The 23,908-nt window shown below is 40.7% G+C and carries 11 protein-coding genes and 1 pseudogene; all 12 read right to left on the bottom strand.

The genetic code is table 11. The features are described from left to right. Positions 1–94: 94 nt before the first annotated feature. The 12 genes and pseudogenes from B5F07_RS02610 to B5F07_RS02555 all read right to left on the bottom strand — a co-directional run bounded on the left by B5F07_RS02610 (position 95) and on the right by B5F07_RS02555 (position 23,894). Entirely contained in the window at positions 95–1,021 is a 927-nt protein-coding gene (locus B5F07_RS02610; protein ID WP_087159715.1) for a sugar phosphate nucleotidyltransferase, read from the bottom strand. 33 nt (positions 1,022–1,054) lie between these two features. Further along, a complete protein-coding gene (gene glf / locus B5F07_RS02605) occupies positions 1,055–2,155 on the bottom strand; it encodes a UDP-galactopyranose mutase (protein ID WP_087159714.1) in 1,101 nt (366 codons plus the stop codon). Between the two features lie 115 nt (positions 2,156–2,270). Beyond that, positions 2,271–5,510, bottom strand: coding sequence for a CAP domain-containing protein (locus tag B5F07_RS02600; protein ID WP_140397969.1), 3,240 nt, complete (start codon positions 5,508–5,510; stop codon positions 2,271–2,273). A 364-nt stretch (positions 5,511–5,874) separates the two neighbouring features. Continuing rightward, a pseudogene (locus B5F07_RS23650) lies at positions 5,875–6,096 on the bottom strand (DapH/DapD/GlmU-related protein); the annotation flags it as partial. Between the two features lie 454 nt (positions 6,097–6,550). Further along, positions 6,551–9,244, bottom strand: coding sequence for a polysaccharide pyruvyl transferase family protein (locus B5F07_RS02590; RefSeq protein ID WP_087159711.1), 2,694 nt, complete (start codon positions 9,242–9,244; stop codon positions 6,551–6,553). A gap of 51 nt (positions 9,245–9,295) precedes the next feature. Continuing rightward, on the bottom strand, positions 9,296–12,331 hold the full coding sequence (locus B5F07_RS02585; protein ID WP_087159710.1) for a glycosyltransferase: 3,036 nt from the start codon (positions 12,329–12,331) through the stop codon (positions 9,296–9,298). Between the two features lie 36 nt (positions 12,332–12,367). Continuing rightward, complete coding sequence (locus B5F07_RS02580; RefSeq protein ID WP_087159709.1) at positions 12,368–14,314, bottom strand: glycosyltransferase family 2 protein; 1,947 nt, start codon at positions 14,312–14,314, stop codon at positions 12,368–12,370. Further along, a complete protein-coding gene (locus B5F07_RS02575; protein ID WP_087159708.1) occupies positions 14,307–16,058 on the bottom strand; it encodes a DUF4422 domain-containing protein in 1,752 nt (583 codons plus the stop codon). The genes B5F07_RS02580 and B5F07_RS02575 overlap by 8 nt, the downstream gene beginning before the upstream one ends. Before the next feature lie 26 nt (positions 16,059–16,084). Then, positions 16,085–18,364: a polysaccharide pyruvyl transferase family protein gene (locus B5F07_RS02570; protein WP_087159707.1), complete on the bottom strand. Its 2,280-nt coding sequence runs from the start codon at positions 18,362–18,364 to the stop codon at positions 16,085–16,087. 14 nt (positions 18,365–18,378) lie between these two features. Beyond that, a complete protein-coding gene (locus tag B5F07_RS02565; protein WP_087159706.1) occupies positions 18,379–20,211 on the bottom strand; it encodes a DUF6270 domain-containing protein in 1,833 nt (610 codons plus the stop codon). After that, positions 20,201–21,754 carry a glycosyltransferase gene (locus B5F07_RS02560; RefSeq protein WP_087159705.1) on the bottom strand — a complete coding sequence of 518 codons (1,554 nt, stop codon included), beginning with the start codon at positions 21,752–21,754 and terminating at the stop codon, positions 20,201–20,203. Before B5F07_RS02560 ends, B5F07_RS02565 begins: the two co-directional genes overlap by 11 nt. Before the next feature lie 94 nt (positions 21,755–21,848). Continuing rightward, a complete protein-coding gene (locus tag B5F07_RS02555) occupies positions 21,849–23,894 on the bottom strand; it encodes an HAD family hydrolase (RefSeq protein ID WP_087159704.1) in 2,046 nt (681 codons plus the stop codon). Positions 23,895–23,908 lie beyond the last annotated feature (14 nt).

Genomic DNA, 23,908 nt, shown 5'->3' with positions numbered 1-23,908 from the left:
AAATCACTGACCGGCTCCATCCATCCACAGGGGGCAGGTTCTAATTAACAGAATCATCTTGAAAAGATATCCGCTCTAAGAGGCCGGAAGTGATTCAGGAAAACAATTCCTTTTTATAAACTCCATCCTCTATCAGTTTCCGGAAGGATTCAACCACTACGGGCTTATCCTCCTTATACGTCACGCCAAACCATTTATCGTTTGTGCCGAGAACTTTCACGGATACTTTCCCCGCTTTCAGCAGTTCATCGATATAGATTGGCAGAAGGTACTCGGCTTTGGCTTCGTTGCCGTTCAAATTCTTAAAGAATTCAGCAAAACCTTCTTTGAGCATTCCCACAAACTCCGGCGTCAGTCCCCACATGTTCATGGAGACGTAGGATGTTGCATCAACCGGAGAAAGGACTCCGTTTTCATCGACAGCTGCACCGCTGGCAGTCTTTACGATATTGGAAGTTTCATGTACTCCGGTCAGATAACCGTTCTCGTCTAACTGGCAGATGCCTCTTGTGACGCCTCCGTTTTCACTGAGCGTATTTTTGAGGATAAATCCTGCCATGCAAAAAGCATTTGGCTGTTCCGGTGTATAGCCCTGCAGGAAGTCATGGATCTTTACAAAAGCTTCCTTCCCATAATAATCGTCTGCATTGATCACGATAAACGGCTCTTTGATCAGGCCGCGGCAGACAAGGACTGCCTGACCGGTTCCCCATGGTTTTGTCCTGTCTTCCGGTACGCTGAAACCATCCGGAATATCGTGCAGATCCTGGAATGCATAGCATACTTCAATATTTTTCGACCTGCACACAGCTTCGATCCGGTCTCCGATCACTTCACGGAAATCCTTTTCGATGTCGCGGCGGATGATAAAGATAATTTTATCAAATCCTGCTTCAATGGCGTCATGGATGGAATAATCCATGATGATCTCGCCGTTTGGGCCGACCGGCTCGAGCTGTTTGATGCCGCCCCCGAAGCGGGAGCCGATTCCGGCGGCCATGATCACAAGTGATGTTTTCATTTTATGTTTCCTCCCTGGAAGTTCTGGATTTTTTTATACAAGTTCCTTTTCGCATACTTCAAGAGCTGCTTCGATCACCTTATCCATGTCGTAATACTTATAATTTCCAAGTCTTCCGCCGAAGATCACATCTTTCTCCTGATCAGCCAGTTTCCGGTATTCATCAAAAAGGGTATTGTTCTTATCATCGTTTACCGGATAATAAGGCTCCATTCCCTGGTGCCACTCAGAAGAGTATTCACGTGAGATGACCGTTTTTTCCTGCTTGCCAAACTCGAAATGCTTATGCTCGATAATTCTGGTATACGGAACTTCACGGTCCGTGTAGTTTACAACCGCATTTCCCTGATAGTTATCGGTGTCGAGAACCTCTGTCTCAAAACGTACGGAGCGGTACTCGAGGGCTCCCAGTTTATATCCGAAATACTCGTCAATCATCCCGGTAAATACGGTCTTTTCCGCAATATCCGGGTTCTCTTTTATGAATTCAAAGTAATCGGTATTTGTCTTTACGTCGATTCCGTCCAGCATTTTTTCGACAATCTTTGTATATCCGCCCATGGGGATCCCCTGATAACGGTCATTAAAATAGTTATTGTCATAAATGAACCGGAATGGAAGCCTCTTGATGATAAAGGACGGAAGCTCTGTACATGGACGTCCCCACTGTTTCTCTGTGTAACCTTTGATCAGTTTCTCGTATACATCCGTTCCCGCAAGGGAGAGCGCCTGCTCCTCCAGGTTTTTCGGCTCGGTGATATTCAGCTCTGCGATCTGCTTCTGAATAATTTCTTTCGCCTCCTGCGGCGTGCGGATTCCCCACATCTTGCTGAAGGTGTTCATATTGAACGGCAGGTTATAAAGCTCGTCTTTGTAAACAGCAACCGGGGAGTTGATGTAATTGTTAAATTCCGCAAACTGGTTGATGTAGTCCCACACTTTTTTATTGGATGTGTGGAAGATATGAGCACCGTACTTGTGTACGTTGATGCCCTCGATTTCCTCGCAGTAGATATTTCCTGCGATATGGTCGCGCTTGTCAATGACAAGGCATGTCTTTCCCTTTTTCTTTGCTTCGTAGGCGAAGACCGATCCGAAGAGACCGGCGCCGACGATGAGGTAGTTGTATTTCATGACTATAGACTCCTTTTGATAAAAATAATTATTTTTTTACTTTTTTACATTTATGCAGGGGGATGGGAAAACTATCCATCCCCCACTGCTTTTGATATCTGACCAGAGTAAACTATTACTTACTATACCGTTTCTTTTTAAATAATACAATTACCAGACCAACAATAGACATAACCATCAGAGTTCCCCATATCACAGGATTCTGCGAATCACCCGTCTTAACAGCAGAAGAATTACTATTATCTGGAGTAGTTACATTCGTTGATGGCTTATTGGAATCCGTTACTGAACCAGGTTTATTTGAGCTGTCTGAATCAGTTGGTGTATCTGGTTTCACAGGTACTTCCGGTACGCCTGGAACAGCGGGTACTTCCGGCTCATTTGGTACTTCCGGGGTATTCGGAGCAGCAACAATTTGAGTATTAGAATAAGTCTCATTATTAAATTCCACAGTAGCAGTATAAACCGTATTACCTTCGGAAGTAATCTCACTGGTTATAACGCATTCAATGATCTGTTTGTCATCACCATCTATACAAGTGAAAGCAGCATTGGCGGCACTGTGGTCTTCATTCCACGTAAACACTGGATCCCCGTATGAATGCACATGTTCAACCGGCTCTTTCGTGCCACAAAGAGTGCACACCCCGTCAACATAGGTATGTCCCAAAGCATCCGTGTAGTTATCCGTATAACTGTCACCGCAATGCGAACAGATATAGGTTGTATATCCTTTTTCCGTGCAGGTCGGTTTAGTAACAGAGGATTTATATTCATGCTCCAACACAGGGACCTCCACCGTCTCTCTGCTGAGCTCCCTGCCGCAAACACTACAGTATACAACAGAATCATAAGAACCCGCTTTCGTACAGGTCGCTGTTTCTTCATTTTCCCTGACAGCTTCGCTTGCTGTATGATCAATTCGATCTATAATTTCAGTAGTACGTTGCAGTTCCTCTCCGCAAACTGTGCAATATACAACGGAATCATAAGCTCCGGTTTTTGTACAAGTGGCAGCAGTTTCATTTTCACGCACGGGTTCACCGGCAGTATGCCCCAGTGCTGCAATGACTTCAGTATAAGTTTTCTTACAGCCCGGATCTGTACAAGTGTAAGTTTTTATACCAGTTTCTGTGCAAGTAGCTTCTTTTGTTACAACGCCTTTATCCCAAGTATGCCCGAGAGCTGGAATTACCTCTGTATAGCTATCGTTACAGCGGGAGCATGTATATTTCATTTCACCGCTTTCATCAGCAGTAGGATTTTTAGTAATAGTCATTACATAGTCATGACCCAAAGCATCCGTGTAGTTATCTGTATAGCTGTCATTACACTGCGAGCATGTATAAGTTGTATATCCCTTTTCCGTGCAGGTCGGTTCAGTAACATGGGAAATATATTCATGTTCTGTCATGGGGATCTCTACCATTTCCCTGCTGAGTTCTTTGCCGCAAACACTACAGTATACAACAGAATCATAAGAGCCCGCTTTCGTGCAGGTCGCTGCTTTTTCATTTTCCCTGACAGCCTCACTGGTGGTATGATCAGTTTTATCTACGGTTATGGTAGTACGGCTGAGTTCTTCTCCGCAAGCTGTACAGTATACAACAGAATCATAAGAACCGTTTTCGGTACATGTAGCGTCTTTTCTGTTTTCTATTACTGGATCTCCATATATGTGATTACATGCAACTGTCAAAGTTTTTGTATCTGTGGACACATAAAAACTGATGCCACCCCAATCCACGTCTGTAGAATCAAAATAAACAGAAATATACTCACCATTATCTTCTGCCACTGCCGTATGGTTGTAAATATGATAAGGCTCGTTTTCATCTGACAGTTCCTTATCAAAATCAGAAGAAGTGGAAGAGTCAAATTTTTTGACTGCGGAATATGTTCCATCTTCATTTTCGGTAAGTTTAAAGATCTGACTGCTATCTGTTGAAACAAGCGTCCGGTAAACTCTAAACGTAACTGTATCTCCTAATGAAACGGTATCCGGACGGATTGATAAAGTGTTGAACGAATCATACCAGTCATCAGATATGGTATATGGTATCATAATCTTTTCTAACAATCCATTCTTATCTGTCATGTGCGAAGGCAGCAGATTCGCGTCTGCGGAATTAACGAAGCAGTTGTTTGATTCATCAACTGTCCATGCCCCGGATACAGGAATCGTTGCTGATCCCCCAATTTCTGACGTAACTGTAATTTCATCTGGAAGTATTGCTGCGACTTTCTCCAGACTGTCTGCCATTGACTGATAAATAACGTACTGGGAAATGTCACCTGCCGCTTCCGTAATATATGACGCAGCAGTTTCTGTAATGTCTATGAAATTTGTAGTATAGCGGATCACTGCAGCTTTACCGGTTACTGCATCTGTCAGTCCTGTGATTTCTACCGTATATTCTCCGGAATATCTTTCATCAGCAGGTGGCTGCACAAAAGAAATTGTCCAGTTGGAAACCTGCGCGGTTCCGTCAGCTTCTGTCCGTTGATAAGCTTCTCCGGTAGAGAGATTTGTGATAGTGATTACGACTGCAGAACTATCTTCCACCGTGACCGCAGCGTTATTCAGTTCAACAGACCAGGCACTGCTGGAAGGAGAAACTAAACTTGTTGGCATGTATCCCGGCGCAGGGAAGGCAGCGAATGGAGTTTCCATTGTATTCTGGCTGCTTACATTTTTTCCAATAGCAATACTGCCGGAATAGCCGAATTGAACATCCGAACAATCTGATCCAATCAGTGCATAACGATGTCCCAATGTATCCCATTCCTGATAATAAGTAGAATATCCCTCATTTATCCAGCCTGTTATAGCGCCCTGAGGCGTATACCACCTTGCCAGAATATTATGGTCGCATGCAAATCCTTCATTCCACAAGTCCTCATCCATATCTTCTGGCTTGCTGGAATTACTAATAAAATGATCAAACTCAAAATTCCGGTCAAGCGCCTGCGCCTGTAAAGAATCAGAATGCTGCGATGTAGCAGTCAGTTCTGGCACACCCACAAGCCAACGATAAAAATTTGTCATTGCTGTCATGGCTTCATGTGTATCCTCCGTCAGTACTCCGGCTGCATAGGGTGCACTGGTTGAGGACGGCGTCGAATACCAGGTAGATGAATCTGAGTCGATATAGGTTTCTCCTGCATACCTTGCCGCTGAATAGTGATCTGCAACGTCTTGCAAAGTACGGTCTTTAAACGGGCTTATTTCTGATGCATCGTATATGACAGCATCATCTGTTTCCGTTGCCGCTGCAGTAATGGGCAGTGCGATCACTACAAGTGCTAAGGAAAGCACAGCGGCTAAAAATCTGCTTCGTTTTCGCGTTTTCATTTTGGTTCTAATGGCTCCCTTCGTAGAATAATCTTTTTTTCAAACAAAGAAACGGTTTAGCTGTTACGAAAAAATATAGGATAAATACTTTCTGTCTAGTTTTACACATCACCTCTTTCATCACTTTAAATGTAAAAAAAATCCCTCGATTATAAATTTATCCCCTCTATCGCTTTGTCTGTTCGTAAATTAATTCTTTTTCACCATTTTTACTGTTAATTCTCCAAATTGCTTTATTTTTTGGTGAAATAATGTATTCGTCTGTGACAAATTTGGGCGCTCCATTCATGATGCGCATTTCTAAGATTTTTATGGCTTCTTCTATATTTTGGGTATAATCGATTCCTATAAAAATAGAAGGGTCATAATTCCACCATTGCAGTTTGAGCAGTTTTTCAATACATTCTTCGCTAAATCGTCTTTTTATCGGTTTTGCCGGTGCTCCGCCTACGATTGTATAAGGCTCCACGTCTTTTGTCACTACTGCGCCTGCTCCAACTACCGCACCATCTCCTATTTTAACTCCAGCTAAAATATTAACATTTCCGCCTATCCATACATCGTTTCCGATGACAACTCCACCCGCAAAAGGTTTCGTCCTCATTTTGCTTTTTGTTAAAATCTGGTGCCGCATTTCATCTGACCATTCATTATCTTTTTCAAACCAACCTGTAAACTGCGTCAATGTGAATTGACCTGGTTTTCCTCTTTTCATTTCAAAGACAGCAGAGGTAGATAAATTTGTATAATCATGTCCGCCCATACCAACACTCACATTAGGAGCAATATTACAAAAACGACCAATTTTGTCAGCACGAAGAAAGCAGTTATAATTTGTATATGTAAACGCTCCGATTTTCTTAACAGTAATTTTATTGCCATTTCCAATTCGAATAGGAGCTTCAAGTTTTGTATCCACCGGAAAACTATAGCCAAATTGCGCCGTACCTGTAAAACCAACACCTGTGATTCCTTCTCTTTGCGATGGGAAAAATATTCTGCTTGATAATGTAATCATTTAGATATCTCCTTTTTGTTTTCTATTTCATTGAATCACATTCAATAATATTTATATACTTTATTGCCAAAAAGTTTAGTTCTCCTTTTATTTGCGAAGCTCCTATCATAAATTCATCGTAAATGTCAGAGTTGGGACGAAAGTCTTTACTGACTACAATCCAGTCTGATATGTTAGATTCCGTAGGCATTTTATAGGTATGAACAATTTGGTAATAATTGCTTCCTGAATCTTTAACGTGGAAATTGATACTTTTAGCTTCTGTATTAACTTTAAATTTAATTTTTAGCGTGTATTTTTTATTACTATCAAGTAATCGATTTAATGGAAGTACAGCAAAGTTCCCTGGTTTGGACATATTATTTTTCACTCTCAAAACAGTAGCTCCATCCATAAAGTGTTCTTCCCATACAGTATCTTCAAATTTAAAATGGAGTGATGCTGTATCATATAGTAAAAGCGAATTAGTTTCATCATAGATATTATTGTACTGACCATGGTTAGGCTTCAAAGCATAATTAACGGCTTTTGAAAATGGCATGGTTTTTATTGCTCTGTAAAAAGTGTTTCTCGCTGGTGAACTATAATTTTTGCTTCCTGGTTTTGTAAAACCATTTCCTCCAAGCCAAGTCAATGGAACCTCTTTCATAACTTTGATCTTTTCGGCAGGTATGGATAAAAGAAAATCTTTTCCTTTTTCGGTATTACATAATACTGCGGATACCCCGTTTCGAGAGTCAAGTTCAGGATCTTTTCTTTCAATTCCCCAGAAATCTCCGATGGTTATATCTCCATATCTTGGTATTGACTGATATTTGCATTCCTCACAGTGAACAGGACACATAAGATGATTGTGATAAGCTCGTTGATAATCATCCTGTACTCCGCCATGCCTTACAATGCTTTTCCCATCCTTGGTGATTGCATTTACTGTTACACAATCCCACCCATACAAATTATTTTTATGTCGGAACTGATAACTGGTTATTCCATCAGGAAATGTTTCTTTCAAATATTTTTTGAAAAAAGCAGGCGATGGAGAATACGAACATAGCAGATCAACTGTAATTAAATTTGTATAATCTTTTCCTAAGTATGCCTTCAATCCTGCAACTTGACATGGACAACCAGTAAACATTACAAATATTCCATTGTCAAGTGCCGCTTTTATTTCTCTTAAAGTTTTTCCGACATAGCTCTGGACATATTTTGACTTTTGTATTTTTTCTATGTCTTTTGGATCGTCAACAATAATATGGTTTACAGAGTAATCTTCAGTCCATGCAGCACCAACCACTTTCCCATTCTTTCTAAATACTTCATCTGATAAGAGCTTAAAAACACCACCACTAGAACTTGCAGAAAGTACATTTTCACTTTCTGCAATAAATTCATAACAGGAAGGCTTTAGCGAATTAACCTTTTCAGGAGTTTTCAAGGCCGGACAGATTTTGGAGCATCTTCCGCAATCAATACATTTATCATACTGGATGCTTGATTTATAATATCCATTTTCATCAGGTTTTAGCTCCAATGCATCCGTCGGACAAATGTTGACACAGGCTCCACATCCCATACATTTATTTTTATCTAAAAGTACAGTAACAGCTTTTTCAGGTAAAAGCACAGATGCCATTTTTTCTACGGGAGTATCCAAAGCATTTTTCACCCAATTTACAGTTTTTTCCGCTTCTTTTCTAATTATTTCATTGGTTTCTGAATAATCAATAGGTTCTAGATATTTTATATCATGTGGTATATTAAGCGGATCAGATACTAATCTGTCTGACAATTTTAGTCTGCCCAATAAATCAATAAATCTTTCATAACCTCTGCCATAGTTACCAATTGCAAGGAAAGGCTTATTAAAGATTATGGAGAATGCTGATCCATGAAAGCTGTCTGTTATTACATAGGAGGCACCCATGAAAGCCTTCAGAAAATCTTCAGACTCGACATTTTCCATAATATTGGGGAGATTAAGGTTATCTCTATTTCTCTTCCAGACTCCCTTGGTGCCGTTTAGCATATTTACAACTTTTATTCCGCTTTTTTCCCCATAATATAATATTGCTTCTCTTTTTTCCGGTGTCGGATCTAAAATATATGTGAGAAGGTAAGGCTCTTCTTCATGAAATTTTGCGTTTTGCGCTAAATTGTTATAATATTTTTTATCGATACAAAATACCGGTTCAAATAATAGAGTAGAGCGAACGCCATAATTATTTTTCAAGATGTCGACATCAAATTGTTCTCTAACAGAGATTGCATTGTATCTATGAAAATATTCCCGTATACGAGGTTTGGCCTCATCAGGAGTTTTGTCCTGCTTATGTCCAAAGGATGTCGAAAAACTTATTAACTTTTTCTCAGGGCGAACAAAAGGAAGATACAAATTTTCATGAAATGATAAATTGTAGTTCCAAATCTGATCGGATCCTGCGCAAAAACAATCACAGATATCATTTAATTCATGAAGTCGGTCATACGATAATATGGGGCTGATATCTTCAGGATCATAGTATTTTTTTACGAATTGTACATTATGTCCCGTTTTTATTTCCTCATCATTCGCAGTAGCGCCAGGTTTTTGTAACATCAGCACCTCCTTTCCGTAATCTTTCAATACTCGGTACATAGCATATCCGTTAAGCAGGGATCCATAATTTGAACCGTACCAAAATCCGGCAATGCATACATCATAATGTTTTTTCATAATAATTACTCCTCTAGGTTTATTGTTCGAATAAAGTTGAATACAAATACCCTACAGCTTATTAAATGCATCTTTCGGTCTTACTTGATTTTTATGTATAAATCCATTATTGATAGCTGTATATTCCACAGTATTTCCTTCTGCGCGGCTTGTTAATGTTTGAATTTCCCAGTCAAAACCACAGCATAAACCGGGATATCTGGCAAAGAATATGATGGAATTATCCCGCAGATAGTAGTAGATATAATCTGAAAGCTGTGCCACTCCGTTACTCCATTCGATTTGATGGAGTATAATATTTTTCTTTCCATCCTTACTGCGAAGAGTTCCGGATATCCTTAAAACATCAGAATAAGAAGCGTTTACATTTTCAAGATGAACAAATTTTATTTCAGCATAAAAATCACTCCAGTCAAAATCTTTAAGGGTGAATTGAAACATATCTGCACCAACATGTCCCTGAATCGGGTTATATTCGGTTTGGAATATAATCTTTCCTTTTGTATCCTGCATTTTTTTCAACTCCTTCTTCAAAGTAATATTTTTTTCTTTTTCGTTTTTTAACTCTTCACTCAGTTTTTCGAGTATTGGATTGGGCGTAAATTTGTTTTCGTTTAAAGAAATATTCTTTTTAAGAAATTCATTTTCCATCAAAAGATATGCATAATCTTTTGACTCAACCTTTACAGCTTCTGGTTTCAACGGCAGTCCGTAAATCTGGATCAGTTCTTCTAGGTGATGTTCCATTGTAACAAGACCAGGGTGATGTTCCCAGTACTGATTTAAATCTTCCGGGTTTTCAAGGAAATGTATCAGTTTAGAAAGGAATTCCTCTGAATTTCCAGACTCAAACTTAAACAATTCACTGCTGCAAAGTTCAGACGCTCCTCCGGCACTGCTTGCAAGCACTGGCACCCCGTATGCTGCCATCTCTATGGCAATCTGTGGAAGATTATCCTCCCATAATACAGGTACCAAGCCCAGGTTGCAGTCGGAAAGTAAGTTTCCAAGATCCCTATGTGTATATCCCTGTACTACTTTTACAGATCTGAATTTTTTACATTTATCATATATTTCCGCATGTTCTGCATTCCGTGTTGTTAATAGAAGATCAATCTGCGAAGCATATTTTTCATCCAATTTTTCTAAAGTTTCCAAAAGCCATGGGTATCCTTTTTCCTCATAATTTATGTCGTTTCCTAAAAATACCACTTTTAATCCGTCTTTTACTTCCGCAGATGAATGCCCTATCTGGCGTTTGGCAACTAAAGTTCCAATATAGGAAACAATCATTTTGCTTTCATCAAAGCCTTCCGCTGCAGCAATGTCATAAACCCTTTTAGAAACAGCAAGAATCTTGTCGCAATTTTTATTGATCTGTGCAGTTGCTGTTTGCGCAAATTTTAGTATTTCATCACCAAATACCGTTTGATCAAGTCTGTCAAATCCTAACGTTTTTGCCCAAAAATTCTGACTCAAGCAGTCCTTTTTGTCTTGTCCAAATAATCCGCGTTCATATGTTTTAATTGCAAATTTACTTTCTATATCCGTATGCACACATGCAAAACAATCTTCTCCAGTATGTTCAGGAGTGCAGTTGCAGTGTTTGTGTCTCATGTAATATGAGCCTGTTACGCACATCGGAACGTAATTGTGAATCGAGAAAATAAATCTTGTATTGGGGAACTCTTCCTTTAAGTCAAAAACGTCCAGAGATAATCCTTCTATATTATTAAAGTGTATTGCAGTAAATTCTCCGAATTGTTCTATAAATTCCTTAACAACCTGTTTCAGATCTTTGTTTTCAAGTGCAATCAATGGGTTGTTATAAATATTCCTTTGGTCTGCCGGTACGGGTGAATTGACAATTTCAAACTGCTGCACCCTGTCACCGAAAACATTCGGAATTTTTCTATAGCTGATTTCAGTTGTTGTAGCCATGTATGCAAAACCACTTGATAAAAAGTAGATTTGAGCATTAGGGTATTCTCGAAGAAAAATATCAATTACGTTTTTACAATAGACGGTTACACCGCCACCCCATCCCCATTGGTTGTCAAATGGAAGCCAGTTATAAAGCAGAATTTTCGGCTGCTTTTCCTGCAGAGTCTTCAGTGGACTAGCATACTCCATCCAGGTATATTGGTCATGGAGATTGAAATCTGACAGCATAATCGAACTGTCTAGCCTCTGCATAAGCTTTTTTGCATATTCATTTATAAGATCATAGTTATTAGCATAATCACATTCATCTAAAGCACCTCTCAAGTAAACAAGTGCTCGACCATATGCGCGACGAATGATCTCTTCATCTGTACAATTATTTTTTGCCAATACATCCAGATTATCCATCATTCTTTCAAAGGGCATTACCGGATTTTCAATTTTTTTCGAAGAGGCTGTCGGATTGGTTTTACGATAATAATATAAGGGTTCCTTTACCCAGAATATTTTTTTTGCTTTGCATAAAGTTTCAAAAAAGAATGGGTTGTCAACCCAACCGGCACCTTTTACTTCTTTAAAGGTAATTCTGTTTTCTTTAAGAAAATCCTTTTTGTAAATTGCGCTCCATATTGAAGGGTGTCCATCAAGAATCTGTGGAACCTGCTTTAGAGAAAACGGTTTGCTTATCTCCGGCATTGCTGCACGTTCTTGATTAACAAATACTTCAGGAACCGTTCCTTCTTTCTCGTAGTAATCATAAAAATTTGCCTTTACAATGTCACAGTTTTCTTCTATAGCTTTTTTGTATAGAGTTTCTAACATTTCAGGAGCAATAAGATCATCACTTTCTACTATGCTGATATAGTCGCCTTCTGATTTCTCCAGAGCAGAATTGACTGCATGTCCATATCCGTTATGCGGAAGGTCGATAACCTTGATTCGACTATCTTCCTGTTCATATTTTTTTAGTATATTTAAAGTTGAATCTGTCGAGCCATCATTGACTGCTATAACCTCAAAATTTGTCATAGACTGTTTTAAAACGCTATCTATACACGGTTCAATATAGTCTTCAGTGTTATAGCATGGAATAATTACACTTATACTTACATTTACATTCTGTTTGTTTTTTGCTTTCCTCATTGCGTTTTCTTACCTCTCTTCATTTAAAAATTTTGATTATTTAGTTGTTAGTTCCGCCAAAAACTTATGTCGTTCCCGTATAATCTCATAAAGTGTTTTAATATACGTTCTCCCAACTGGATATCCACTTTCTTTAATAAAATCAGCATCAACCAGTCCTGCGATCTTCATAAGACTTATAATCACTTCTATCTGGCTGTTTTCGCCATATGCAAAGTCTGAGGGATTACCTTTGAAAGCCCGGGTGTTATTAACAAGGATTTTGCCAAATTCATTCCCGTTGATTAACTCACATATTTTTACCTGCAGATAAGCATATTGCTTATCAACCGCAAGTTCCATCAGTTCCGCCATTGCAGCGAGAACTTTTTTACATTTATCGGTACTGATCCAGTCGGGATGGTGCATTTTTCTATGAATGTAAGCAGTCTTGTCATACCAGGCTGTTTTTCCGGCATTTAAGCAGGCTTTTGCGAGAAAATCAAAACCGGTGAAAATGGAACAATCTGCAAAATGTATTTTATTTTCTTCCAGATAACCTCTTTTATACATAAGATTCTGGAATTCGCTTTCCATACTTTTTTCTGTAAATAAACCGTTTTCCTTTTTTATATGGGCGATACCTCCAAGTGCTTTCGGCATTTCTTTCATACAGTAATTACTGCCGCAAAGATCGGAATCATTCTTCCTGGCATATTCAAGCCATTCCCCCAGACTGTTCTCTCTTTCATACCAGTCGCTTGTTTCCAGGAAAGTTATGTATTCCCCTTTTGCCAGTGCCAGTCCACGGTTCAACGCTCCGGCATAAGTTGTATGTGGAATATTGGAAAGCCGGATTCTCTTATCTTTGAACAGATTTCTGTGGAGAATCGCGTAATTCTCATTTTTCGTACCATTGTTGATCAGCAGGATTTCAAGCCCGTCTATCTTCTGATTTAAAAGTCCGGTCAGCATTTCCTCCAGATACTCTGCTTCGACATCAACTGGAACAATTACAGAGAGAGTTGGATCCTGCTTTTTCTCATGGGAAACTTCTGTAAAATAGGTTACCATTTCTCGTTTCCATTCCGGCAATTCGTATACATATTCTAATAATCCGCAGTTTTCCCATACCTGAAGGATTTTGGAAGACAGATCGATCTTTTCATTTAAAGGCAGGAAAATGAAATCGTCATATAAGAAAGGAATACTCCATTCCAGAAACGCTTTTTCAATCCCTTCTTTTTCTTCATATCTCTCCACTGTTTCAGCTACATGTGCGATCAGTCTTCCATGTTCCAGAACCTTTTTCTCCGGCTTGGCATATACGGTCTGATTCATCAGGGAACCTTCTCTGTACCAGAAATAGTTATACAGTTTATCAGGAATCGTGACGATACGGTTTGCCAGCGGATAAACTTTGCACTGAAAAGCTTTGTCTTCTCCGATCATGATATCTTCCTGAAGGCGGAGATGATTCTGTTCGATCAAACTTCTGCGTATCAGTGTCCTCCATAAAAATGGTGTTGCAGTCACATCTGAAAACAGGAACTCAGCATCAAATTTCTCCAGCTTCTTGTAGGAAGGTGACAGACAGTCATACAGCCACTGATCAGCGCGGGGAGTCTCCGGAAAAATATTGGCGCCGCATATCACAACATCTGATTTTTCCTGTATCGCTGTCTCATACAATTTCCGAAACATGTCCGGTTCTACATAATCATCAGAGTCAACAAACCCGACATATTCCCCGGAAGCTTTATCCAGGCCGGCATTTCTCGCAGAAGGCAGTCCGCCGTTTTGTTTGCTGACGATGATAAGTCTTGGGTCTTTTTTCTGATATTTTTCCAGTATTTTCAGACTCCCATCAGTAGAGCCGTCGTTCACACAGATTACCTCGATCTCTGTTAAAGTCTGGTTCAGAATACTGTCCAGACAGCGTTCCAGATAGTCTTCTACGTTATATACCGGAATAAGGACAGAAACGAAAGGTCGATTAGGCATGGCTTATTTTCTCCTTTCCGATCAATACCTTTATGGCTTTTTTGCATGAGTAAGTTATTGTTTTTCTTAACCCGTTATGCTGATAGAAAAATCTGAGTTTTCCCGGCAGGCTGTAACTTCTCCATTCTTCATTTACGGCGGGAGGAGCGGGAGTATATGTATTGATCTCTATCTGCTGCTTTGCGTACAGTGCTTCGATTTTTTCAGGATCAACCTTTACAAAACCAAATGCACTTGGAACATGCACTGCATTATCCCACCAGAAAATGCTGTACACTCCCTGACTGTTTATCCACGGCGCTATCTCGTCGTAGAGCAGCCATGCCCTCCAGGTTGCTTCTTCCTGCACCTGTCCGCGGCTCTTCGAATCCCCCAGAATCTTGTCTTTGTACGGGTAATCACTTTCGCGAGTGACGAAATACCAGGGAATATACCCGATCTGTCCTTCACAGAGCTGATTCAATATTTCTGTTCCGGTTTTACCTTGTGCCGCCTGCACTTTTGCGTTTTCCCAGAGATTATGCTTCCTTAATCTTGCACAGTTCAGCGTCAGGATATCCGGAGACAGCTTCTTTTCTTCAATAAATGCATCATATTTCCCAGATGGCGTTCCCACTACATAGTAATCGTCAGTACTGCAGATCCTGAAAAATTCCCCAAGGTCCTGCAGAACAACAAAATTGCCGGCTGCATAGATACATTTGTTGACTTTCGGAAGCTTTTCTGAAAGGAAAAGCGGATAATATTCTTCATCGATATCCATTTCAACAAATTCTATCCTGCAGAAGCTGTACTGCTCTTCAAACATCCTGAATTTATTTTTTACTGTTTCATCCAGCCGGCCTTTGCGGTAAAGCAGATAAAACTGAAATGTATTGTAGCCTTTTGCAGCCTGAAGGATGGACGTTAACGCATGAGCTGTCTGGTAAATATTTTCTGTATTCACAGGCAGTGCAACCGGTATATTTACAGGATCTTCGATAAATGAGATTGGTATAGTCTTATATTTCAGACTCTTATTTTTCATCAGATTAGCAATGAAAATCCCGGTCAGTCTCTCGGAAATAAAAAATCTCTTTTCACTTACATCGGTTCTTTTTTCAAATTCCTGCAGGATATCAAAGATCCATTCACAATACTGGAAGAAGATCTCCCTGCTGAAAATAAACATGTTACAGAAATTACTGTAATCCCCGGCAAAATATTCTTCGGTCACCTGCTTGTATTCCGGATGTTTTTCGAGCATGATCTCTACTGCAAGATCCAGATCTTCTTTCCGGTGGTTTTCTACATAATGTTTATAAACATTGATAACCTTTCCGATATGTGCTACAAAATCACATCCGTCTACCATTTCATGTACTTTTTCAGGCGAATAATTGATTTCCTGAAGGTATGTCTCTTCATTAAAATTTTCAATGTTGTAGACAATGTGTTCGTTTTCCCTCCAGACGAAATGACGGCGGTAATGCATCAGGCCGATATAGTCCGGATTCCCCAGTTCATCATAATTCTTCCATGCCCAGTAAAGGCTTGTCAGTTCGTTATAGGTGCCGTTCTGTTCAGAAATATTTTCGCCCGTATCGTCACCGATCATATTATCCATGAGCCACTGCAGATTTTTGTTGTCCGGAGACATTCTTTTTTTTGCATTGGCCCGCCCCACATGGATCGGTGTCATAATTTCATCTTTAAACAAGGTAGCAGGCTTGTGGTAGCAGATTAGTAGTTTTATATTTGACATTCTTTTTCCCTCATACTACATGTTTTTCACTTTTTCAATTTCTGCAATTCGTTTTTCAAACGTTTATTTTCCCATTCCAGTTTACGAGAATGATTCATGTAATTTACCAGAAGCTGATCCTGTGTATTCATCTCAGGGCTTCTGTCTGAATTCAATGCCTCTTTCAGCCAGGTCAGAGAGCGGTCACGCTCATGTTCCAGTATCTGGTCAACCATTTCGTAATCGATTTTTTCAAATAAGCTATCGTTTTCTATAATCTCAGCAGCATTATCTACCATATGCTTACGAATCCGCAGCAGATTGAAAAGCGATTCAAACCTTGTATATCCTCTGGATCTGTTGGCGATACAAATGAAGTTTATATGGTATATCAGTCCGAAACAGATGCCGTGATGGGAATCAGAAACAAGGAAGCTGGAATTTTTAATAAGCTTTATAAAATCTTCAATAGACGGACGATCTACTACATTATCCATTCCCCATCTTGCTTTGCTGTGGTCATATGTTTTCATGTCCAGAACAACTTTGGCCTTCATGCCTAATTTCTTTTCAACGTATTCCACAGCCTTCCGTTTTTCATCGGAAGGGTCTAATATATAGCAGAGAATATATTTTTCATTGGTGTCTAAAGTTGAATTCTGCGCCAGCTCATCGTAATGACTGATATTGCACAAGAAAACCGGATCCAGCATACGTACTGCGTTAACGCCAAAAGATTCCTGACAGATTACTGTTCCGGAGGTTTCCCGTACTGATATCGCATTAAACCTTTTTAAATATGTGCTGGCAATACATTTTTCTTCTTCACTTCCCTGGTATTTTTCATAACCGAGTGATGTGGCATATGCGATTTTTTTCTTATCATCTGCTGCAAAGTCTAAGAAAAAGGTATATCCTACTAAATTAACGTAATTTTGTACCCATAATTGATCTGATCCCAACATAAACGCATCGCAAAAACGATTACATTCATCAAGCTGTTCGATGCTTCGCTCTTTTGATACCGGGAAATATTTTTCCATAAATTTAATGTTTTCTTCTGTAACGGGCTCCCATTTTGTTCCGCCATCTAATTTAGGAATGCGGATCATAAGTGCAAGCATATCCATATCATCCAAAATTTTTCCAAGTGCATAATATGTCAGAACACTTCCATAGTTGGCAGCAAACCACCATCCGACGAGGCCGACATCATAGTGCCACTTTTGTCCATACCAGAGTGATTTGTGATACCCGTCTTTTTCCAGGTGATGAAAGAAAAATTTTCTTCCCGGATGAGCACGGTTGGGGCGGACCAGCTGCCCGTTATACTGTACTGCAAAATCGAGCGGTGCCTTCTGGCATAACTTCATGCGTCCGCTGACATTATTAAAAATCTGTTCTCCTTTTGCTGTATTTACAAGGACAAGAGATGTTCCCTTCCAGTCATTGCATTCTTCATTCCACCGATGAATCTGCCAGAAGTCCCCAAGTGTTAAATCAGCCACTCTGTTTCTCTGTGCATAATGACATGTGCTGCAGCAAGGTCGGTTAATGATCCCTTTCAGGAATCCGTCGTTCCACTTGGATTCATTCCAGGCCGCATTAAACACTGTGCCATCTTCAAAGTAGATCGTGGTTGGTGTTGACCACCCATAAACTGTTTTATCCCGGAAGTTTACTTCTTTTACTTTTCGTCCTTTTGCAGTTTCCTTTACAAATGACTGGTACGCAGTAAGTGAATTCGCTCCGTGGCATACCAAATCTGCAGTGTAAAGATTCGCCCAGTCCTGCCCGAGAAAAGAATACAGCCCTGCGACCTGACAAGGACATCCTACAAAAAGAACCTTTCTTCCCTGTTTAAGCTCCTGAAGCAGATCTTTATATACAGATCCGATTGCGCTTTGAACATATTTTGATCCTCTTAGTTTCTTTAGGCCATCTTTCCCATCAACGATAATATGTGATACTTCCATATAGTCATCGCTGTATGCGGCACCAGCAACAACACCGCCATCATCAAGAATCTTTTCCGCCAGCAGGGTAAACATTCCACCGGAGGAACTAACTGCCCGGATTTCATCATCAGCCATAGTGGCATAGCAGGTTCCTTCACTGTGGATCAGCTTTTGGGTCGATGCGGTATTTAACTCCGGACATACGTTAAAGCATTGTCCGCAGTTGACACACTTCTTTTCAGCTATGACAGGATAAATAAACCCTTCTCGGTCATACTGCATCGTGATTGCATTTACCGGGCATTTATTGAAGCAGGATGCACATCCGGTGCAGCGTCTTTTTTCCAGAACCGAAACTGTTCTATTCACTCTTTATTTCCCCCTTAATTTTTTTGTGACACTGTTTTTTCTAAAGCCTGGAGCCTCTTCTTAATACTGTCGATTTCATAAATGCGTTCACCATTTAAAACACGCGTAAATAATCGGTTGTCTAAAGATTGTTCACTATTCAGGTTATCCACACTGTTTTTGTCCGAAACACCTGTCAGGGAATCGATCGCATCCGCAAGATACCGGTAAGTTGCATCCGTATAGTGCAGAGGACTCTTTCCCCATTTATGATTTTCACTTGCATAAGTAAAAAGCGGCAGTTTAATTCTTTTACAGTTCGGAAGATACTCGTATAAAATCTTATAGAGCTTTTGCCAGAAAGCATTGCACTCTCCGATTTTATAGTCATTTTTATAGTTCGCCAGTTTTCCTGAGTTGGAAATAATATTTTTCGCGTACTGGATTTCGACAACATATATATTTTCCGGCAGATAACCGTCAGGATTTGTTTCGCTTTTAACGATATCCTCTGCAAAGCGGGAAAACTTTTCGCGTATTAATGTTTCATCCAGATCAAATGGTGACAGTACTTTTTCAAGTTTGTAAGCACCACCGTCTTTTTCGAATAACTGCCGGTAAAGCTCATCAACTTTCCCCCAGTGATTCAGCATAATTTTCTGACCGCTATGGTCCAGAATATATCTCTCAAGCCGTTCCTCACCCAAATCAAGAATCAGAATATCTGCTTCGCTGTTTTTCAGTTTCTGAACAGCATTCTGATGGAGCTGAAGCTCGAACATATTTTTTTCGTAATTTAAGACTTTTCCCGAAGAATTATCGAATTTTTCATTAACAGGCGGACAGTACAGGTTTGTTATTGCCAGTCTCTCAATATTGCTGCAGACGGTATAGCGCCCCGGAAATGTATACCTGAAAATGTCCCGGGACACACAACAGCCAAATATATCTACTTTAATTGAAGCCGTTTGTTTTTCAAGACGATCTATTCTTGCGGCAAGATCATGAATTTCTTCGAGGATTTCCCCGTTCGACTTTTGAAATAACATGCTGTTTTTCAGAGACTGGTCTCTGTAAAGGTTTTCTGTTGTATTTATTTTTGAAAATCCGCACAGTACATCAATTGCACGCATGAAATAATCATAGGTCTCCTGTGTATAATGCAGAGGATGTACTCCTCTTATATGATTTTCGGAAGAATATGTCTGCTCTGGCAGTTTAATAATCTTGCATTCTGAAAAATATTTGTGGAAGATCTCATATATCTTCCTCAGAAACTCATTTTTTTCAGAAATGTGATATCTCTCGTCATGCTTATGTAAGGATCCGTCATTTGACAGAATGTTTTCCGAATAATAAGACTCAATCACAATGATGTTTCCTGCCCGATATCCATTTGGATTTCCATCCGTTTTGATTATATCTTTCGCAAATTGACGGATACTATCTTCCGCAATCTCTATTGCAAGTCCACCCGAAACAATTCTGCCGGATAATTCATATTTTTCACTGAAGAGGCTATGATATTTTTTACGGTTTCTTTCCGGAACTGCCACCTGATACCAACCGTCTTCCAGAGTCCATCTTTCCATTAATTCGTCCGCCAGATCCAGTACCAGAACAGAAGCTTCACTTTTCTTCAATAAGTCTGTGGCTTTTCTGCTTAACTGTATTTTCAGCATTTGTTTTTCAAAGGCAGACAAAGCAGTTTCATCCAAGATGTCCTTTTTTATCGGAATCGGTTCTTCATACAAAGACGTTATGGGAACGTTACCCAGACGATTGCAGACCTTATACTTCCGATCATCCACATCCCGGAAAATGTCCCGGCAGACACAACTGCCGAAAATATCTATTTTAACAGCCATACAACTTTTCCTTTCTGATTTTGTAAGTATGCAGTATATTCGCATAACTGTTTTTCATTTTTAGTCTCCAGCTGACATATCTGTGAAATACAGGATTGACAAATTTCAGCAGTTCTGTCCGATCTTTCATCCAGTTATGCATTCCCGGCAGTTTCCCGCCTTTTTGAAAAAAACGGTATCCTTTCGTAAAATGATACATTGCCAGTATGCACAGATATTTCAGTGTCTGATCCCCCTCACGATGGAATTCCTCCAACCGTTCCTGCCACTTTTCGATCATCTCATTCGCATTTTCTTCCAGCCCATGCAGGGCATTTACCACCATCGGATTGCGGATATCGTAATAAATGATCCGCGGCGTTACCCGGTATTCATATGTCTCATGCCAGACCTGGACTCCCCTCAGAGCAGTCACGCGTCCCGGAAATCTCAATCCGTACTCCACATCATCACAGTGGATGAAGAATGGGAACGGGCAGTTTTCAAGAGCAAACTCCGCCGGATAAGTGCAGAACCACCATCCGCCGTAATCTCCGGACAGAGCAGTGGTGAGCATGGCGTTTTGGCTGATGCTCATATCCAGATTTCCTCCTGCGTGCCGGATGTTCCCCTTATTCCAGATCTCTATGCCGGTATACTGGATTTTCCGGTCATCCAGCCGGAACATTCTTCCGGCAACGGAAGTCATCTGCTTTTCTTTTTTCAGATAGGAAAGATAAGCAAACAGCCGATAGAAGCTTTCCATCTGGAATTCCACATCATCGTCCATAAACACCACATGGGAAAAGGAGCAGGTACTCTGCAGTTTCCTGATCTCTTCGAGACCTCGTGTAAATCCGCCGCTTCCTCCGCCTTTATTGGAGTTTGGATGGATATGGATGTTTGGATGTACAGGGTCTGATGTGAAGCTGTTACCGTTGTCAATTACAAACACATGCATTGATCCATTTAGTTCTGCAGATGGTTTCTCTGGTCTGTTCCGGGCTGGAATTTCCTGTAAATGACTGTTTTGAAAAAACACGCTGTCCATAAACTTCTTCAGATTATCTGCAAGCTGTTTTTCCCGATGAAAAGTGCAGATGTTTACAGCCAGACGGATATCGGAACGAAACGGTATGGTATCTGTGGAATAACTTCCTGCCCGAAATACCGAATCTCTGATCGCATGTATTTCCCAAAAGCATGTTCCGCCATATAAATTTTTCGGAATCTCAAAATGAAATTTCTCCATTGTTTCTGCTGCCGATTCTATGACCTCTTCCAGGAGGAGCATCTCGTTCGTTTGTCCATTTCTGCCATCCAGATACTTGAGAAAAAATCTGCCTTTTCCCTGGAATAAAACAGTCAGAGTAAATGTTTTGGCCGTGGTATCTTCCAACCAGCTCCCGAGGTCAAAAGCATTCATATAAGTATCAGTGCTTACAGAACTTCCCGCCGGCAGAAGGACAGAATCGTTATTCAGTTTTGCATTTCCACTTAGCCGGAAATAGATATCCTCTATCGGACAGACAGCATCGGGAAAAATGATATTCTGCAGGACCATATTTCACATCCTTTACTCTGCGGTACCTTCGATAATTGCTGATTATCCAACATTTACATCACGCAAATGTCTCTCGATGCCGGATAATTACGGATTATCCAACGTTCATTTCATCCATCAGTCCACAAATCTCTTTAAAGAACTCCCGGTTCTTCTCATTCTCCCCCAGCAGCATGGGTGCATAGGCATCTCTTCCGGAGATATTCTGGAACATGACCGATTTCTTCATAATTTTACCATATTCTTCAGCAAAGTCCAATATCCCTTTTTGAATCTGCTCTATTTTCTCATTATCGACTGTGGATTCTTTAAATCTACATTCATAATGTCCTGTTTCGTCCAGATAAAAGCCTTTCAGGCTTCCATGAGGCGCGTCCAGCAGGACCTCCCAGTAGAGATTGTGATTCTTCCCGGGATCATGGAATTTCCAGATATCCCGGTTTTTCCTCTGGGAATACATATAGCTTACTAGCTTTCCTGTCTGCAGGAAGGTTTCGCTGGCATCAGGTTCGGCGTTTGCCGCAGTATTTGTCCCGGCGATAATACCGGTTATACTGCAGTCCATCTTCCATATCTGATTTACGATGTGGTTAAGGGTAATTGCGCCGCTCCCTGCCCAGCCGATATCCACGGCTGCCGCACGGCTGCATCCTTCCAGTATTTCAGAAAAATACTGTTTTCCCGCTTCAAGCTGTTCCTTGTAGTGTTCCAGCACCCGTTCCCAGGACTTCATAAAGAAATCTTTTACCTTTTCCACATTTTTGTCTGTCAAATCTGTCTCTGTCCCCAGACCGCTCTCTTTTACAAGCCCGTCCAGCATATCATCCAGCTCCATTGCCCCCAGGATCTTCCTCATTGTGTATCCCTGATTGACCTTGTGGAACAGGAACCTGCGGAAGTAATCATATTTGAAATACTCCGCCGCCATCTTGGTGGCCGCCAGGCGGGACCAGTATACATACCTGCACATTCCGGCGTCTTCCGGATACAGGAGCTTATAAGCTTTCATCAGGACATCGCCGTCCCTGGCCAGAAACAGGACTCTGTCCATCTTCTGTCTATGAACATAGTCGTGAATGAACTGACAGTATCCTGTCACAAACAGCCCGCCATAAATATATCCATATTCATATTCTCTGGTGTATTCATTCAGACCGTTATGGATATGGGCGTTTACCATTCCCCGGTAAATGCTTCCGGTAATGGAAGACATATCCTCAGGGCGGTATTCCATTCCGGCATCGTTGACATTTGCATAATGTCTGGACGCAAAACCGTGTTTCACAGAATTTTCTATGTCCGCAATCTTGTTGTCACCGACATGGATAAAGGTAAGGCCCTTTCTGCCCTTCTTCTCTTCTTCCTGTTTTCTGACCTCATCATACAGATCACCCCTGCTTTTTGATTTCCCCAGATCACATGATACATAATAAGCATCAAAAAATCCATAATCACATTTTTCCAACAGTGTCCGGATCCGGTCAGTATTCAGGTACATATCCGAGGTAATTATAATCCGCTTGCCAAGTCTTCTCAGTTCGCTGACAACCCGTTTCATATAGGGATTCGCAAAGCAGAAGCTGTATTCCAGTTCTGTCTCTCTCTTAAGAGCTGTATCAGAACAGATTCCTGTTTCTTCTGAAAGCACCTCGTATATTTCTTCCAGATTTACCTCGTAATGGTTCTCTTTCCTGTACTTTCTTTCCCTGGCGCGCCATTCCATCTCCATACGGATTCTTTTGAAATCCATATATCCCAGTTCATCTCCCAGCAGGAAGAACAGATCTGCCGGACTGGAGAAGGGCCTTAGAACCAGTGTGTCAAATACATCGAATGACACGACATCGTATTCTGCAAGCTCCCGCGCAAACTCTTCCGGGGTTTTCCGCCTGGAAAGGGAAGATTCGCTTCCACCGCAGTACAGACGTTTTGCTTCGTAATACGGATACTTTTCCGATATACCGATCTTCCGGTATCGGAAAATATGGTAGGCAGCGTTCAGATACAGCAGATAAAACCATACAAGACCGCGCCCGGCGCCTTTTGCCTGTTTTCTTTTTTTATTGTACCTCTCCCGGATTCCCGGCACCTCATTGACCAGTGCGCTGTAGATCCGGTCGATTGTTTCCATGCTGCTCATTTCCCTGACATCCT

The organism is Lachnoclostridium sp. An169 (assembly GCF_002160525.1).
GTDB lineage: Bacteria > Bacillota > Clostridia > Lachnospirales > Lachnospiraceae > Mediterraneibacter > Mediterraneibacter cottocaccae.
This window is presented reverse-complemented; position numbering and strand designations above follow the sequence as displayed.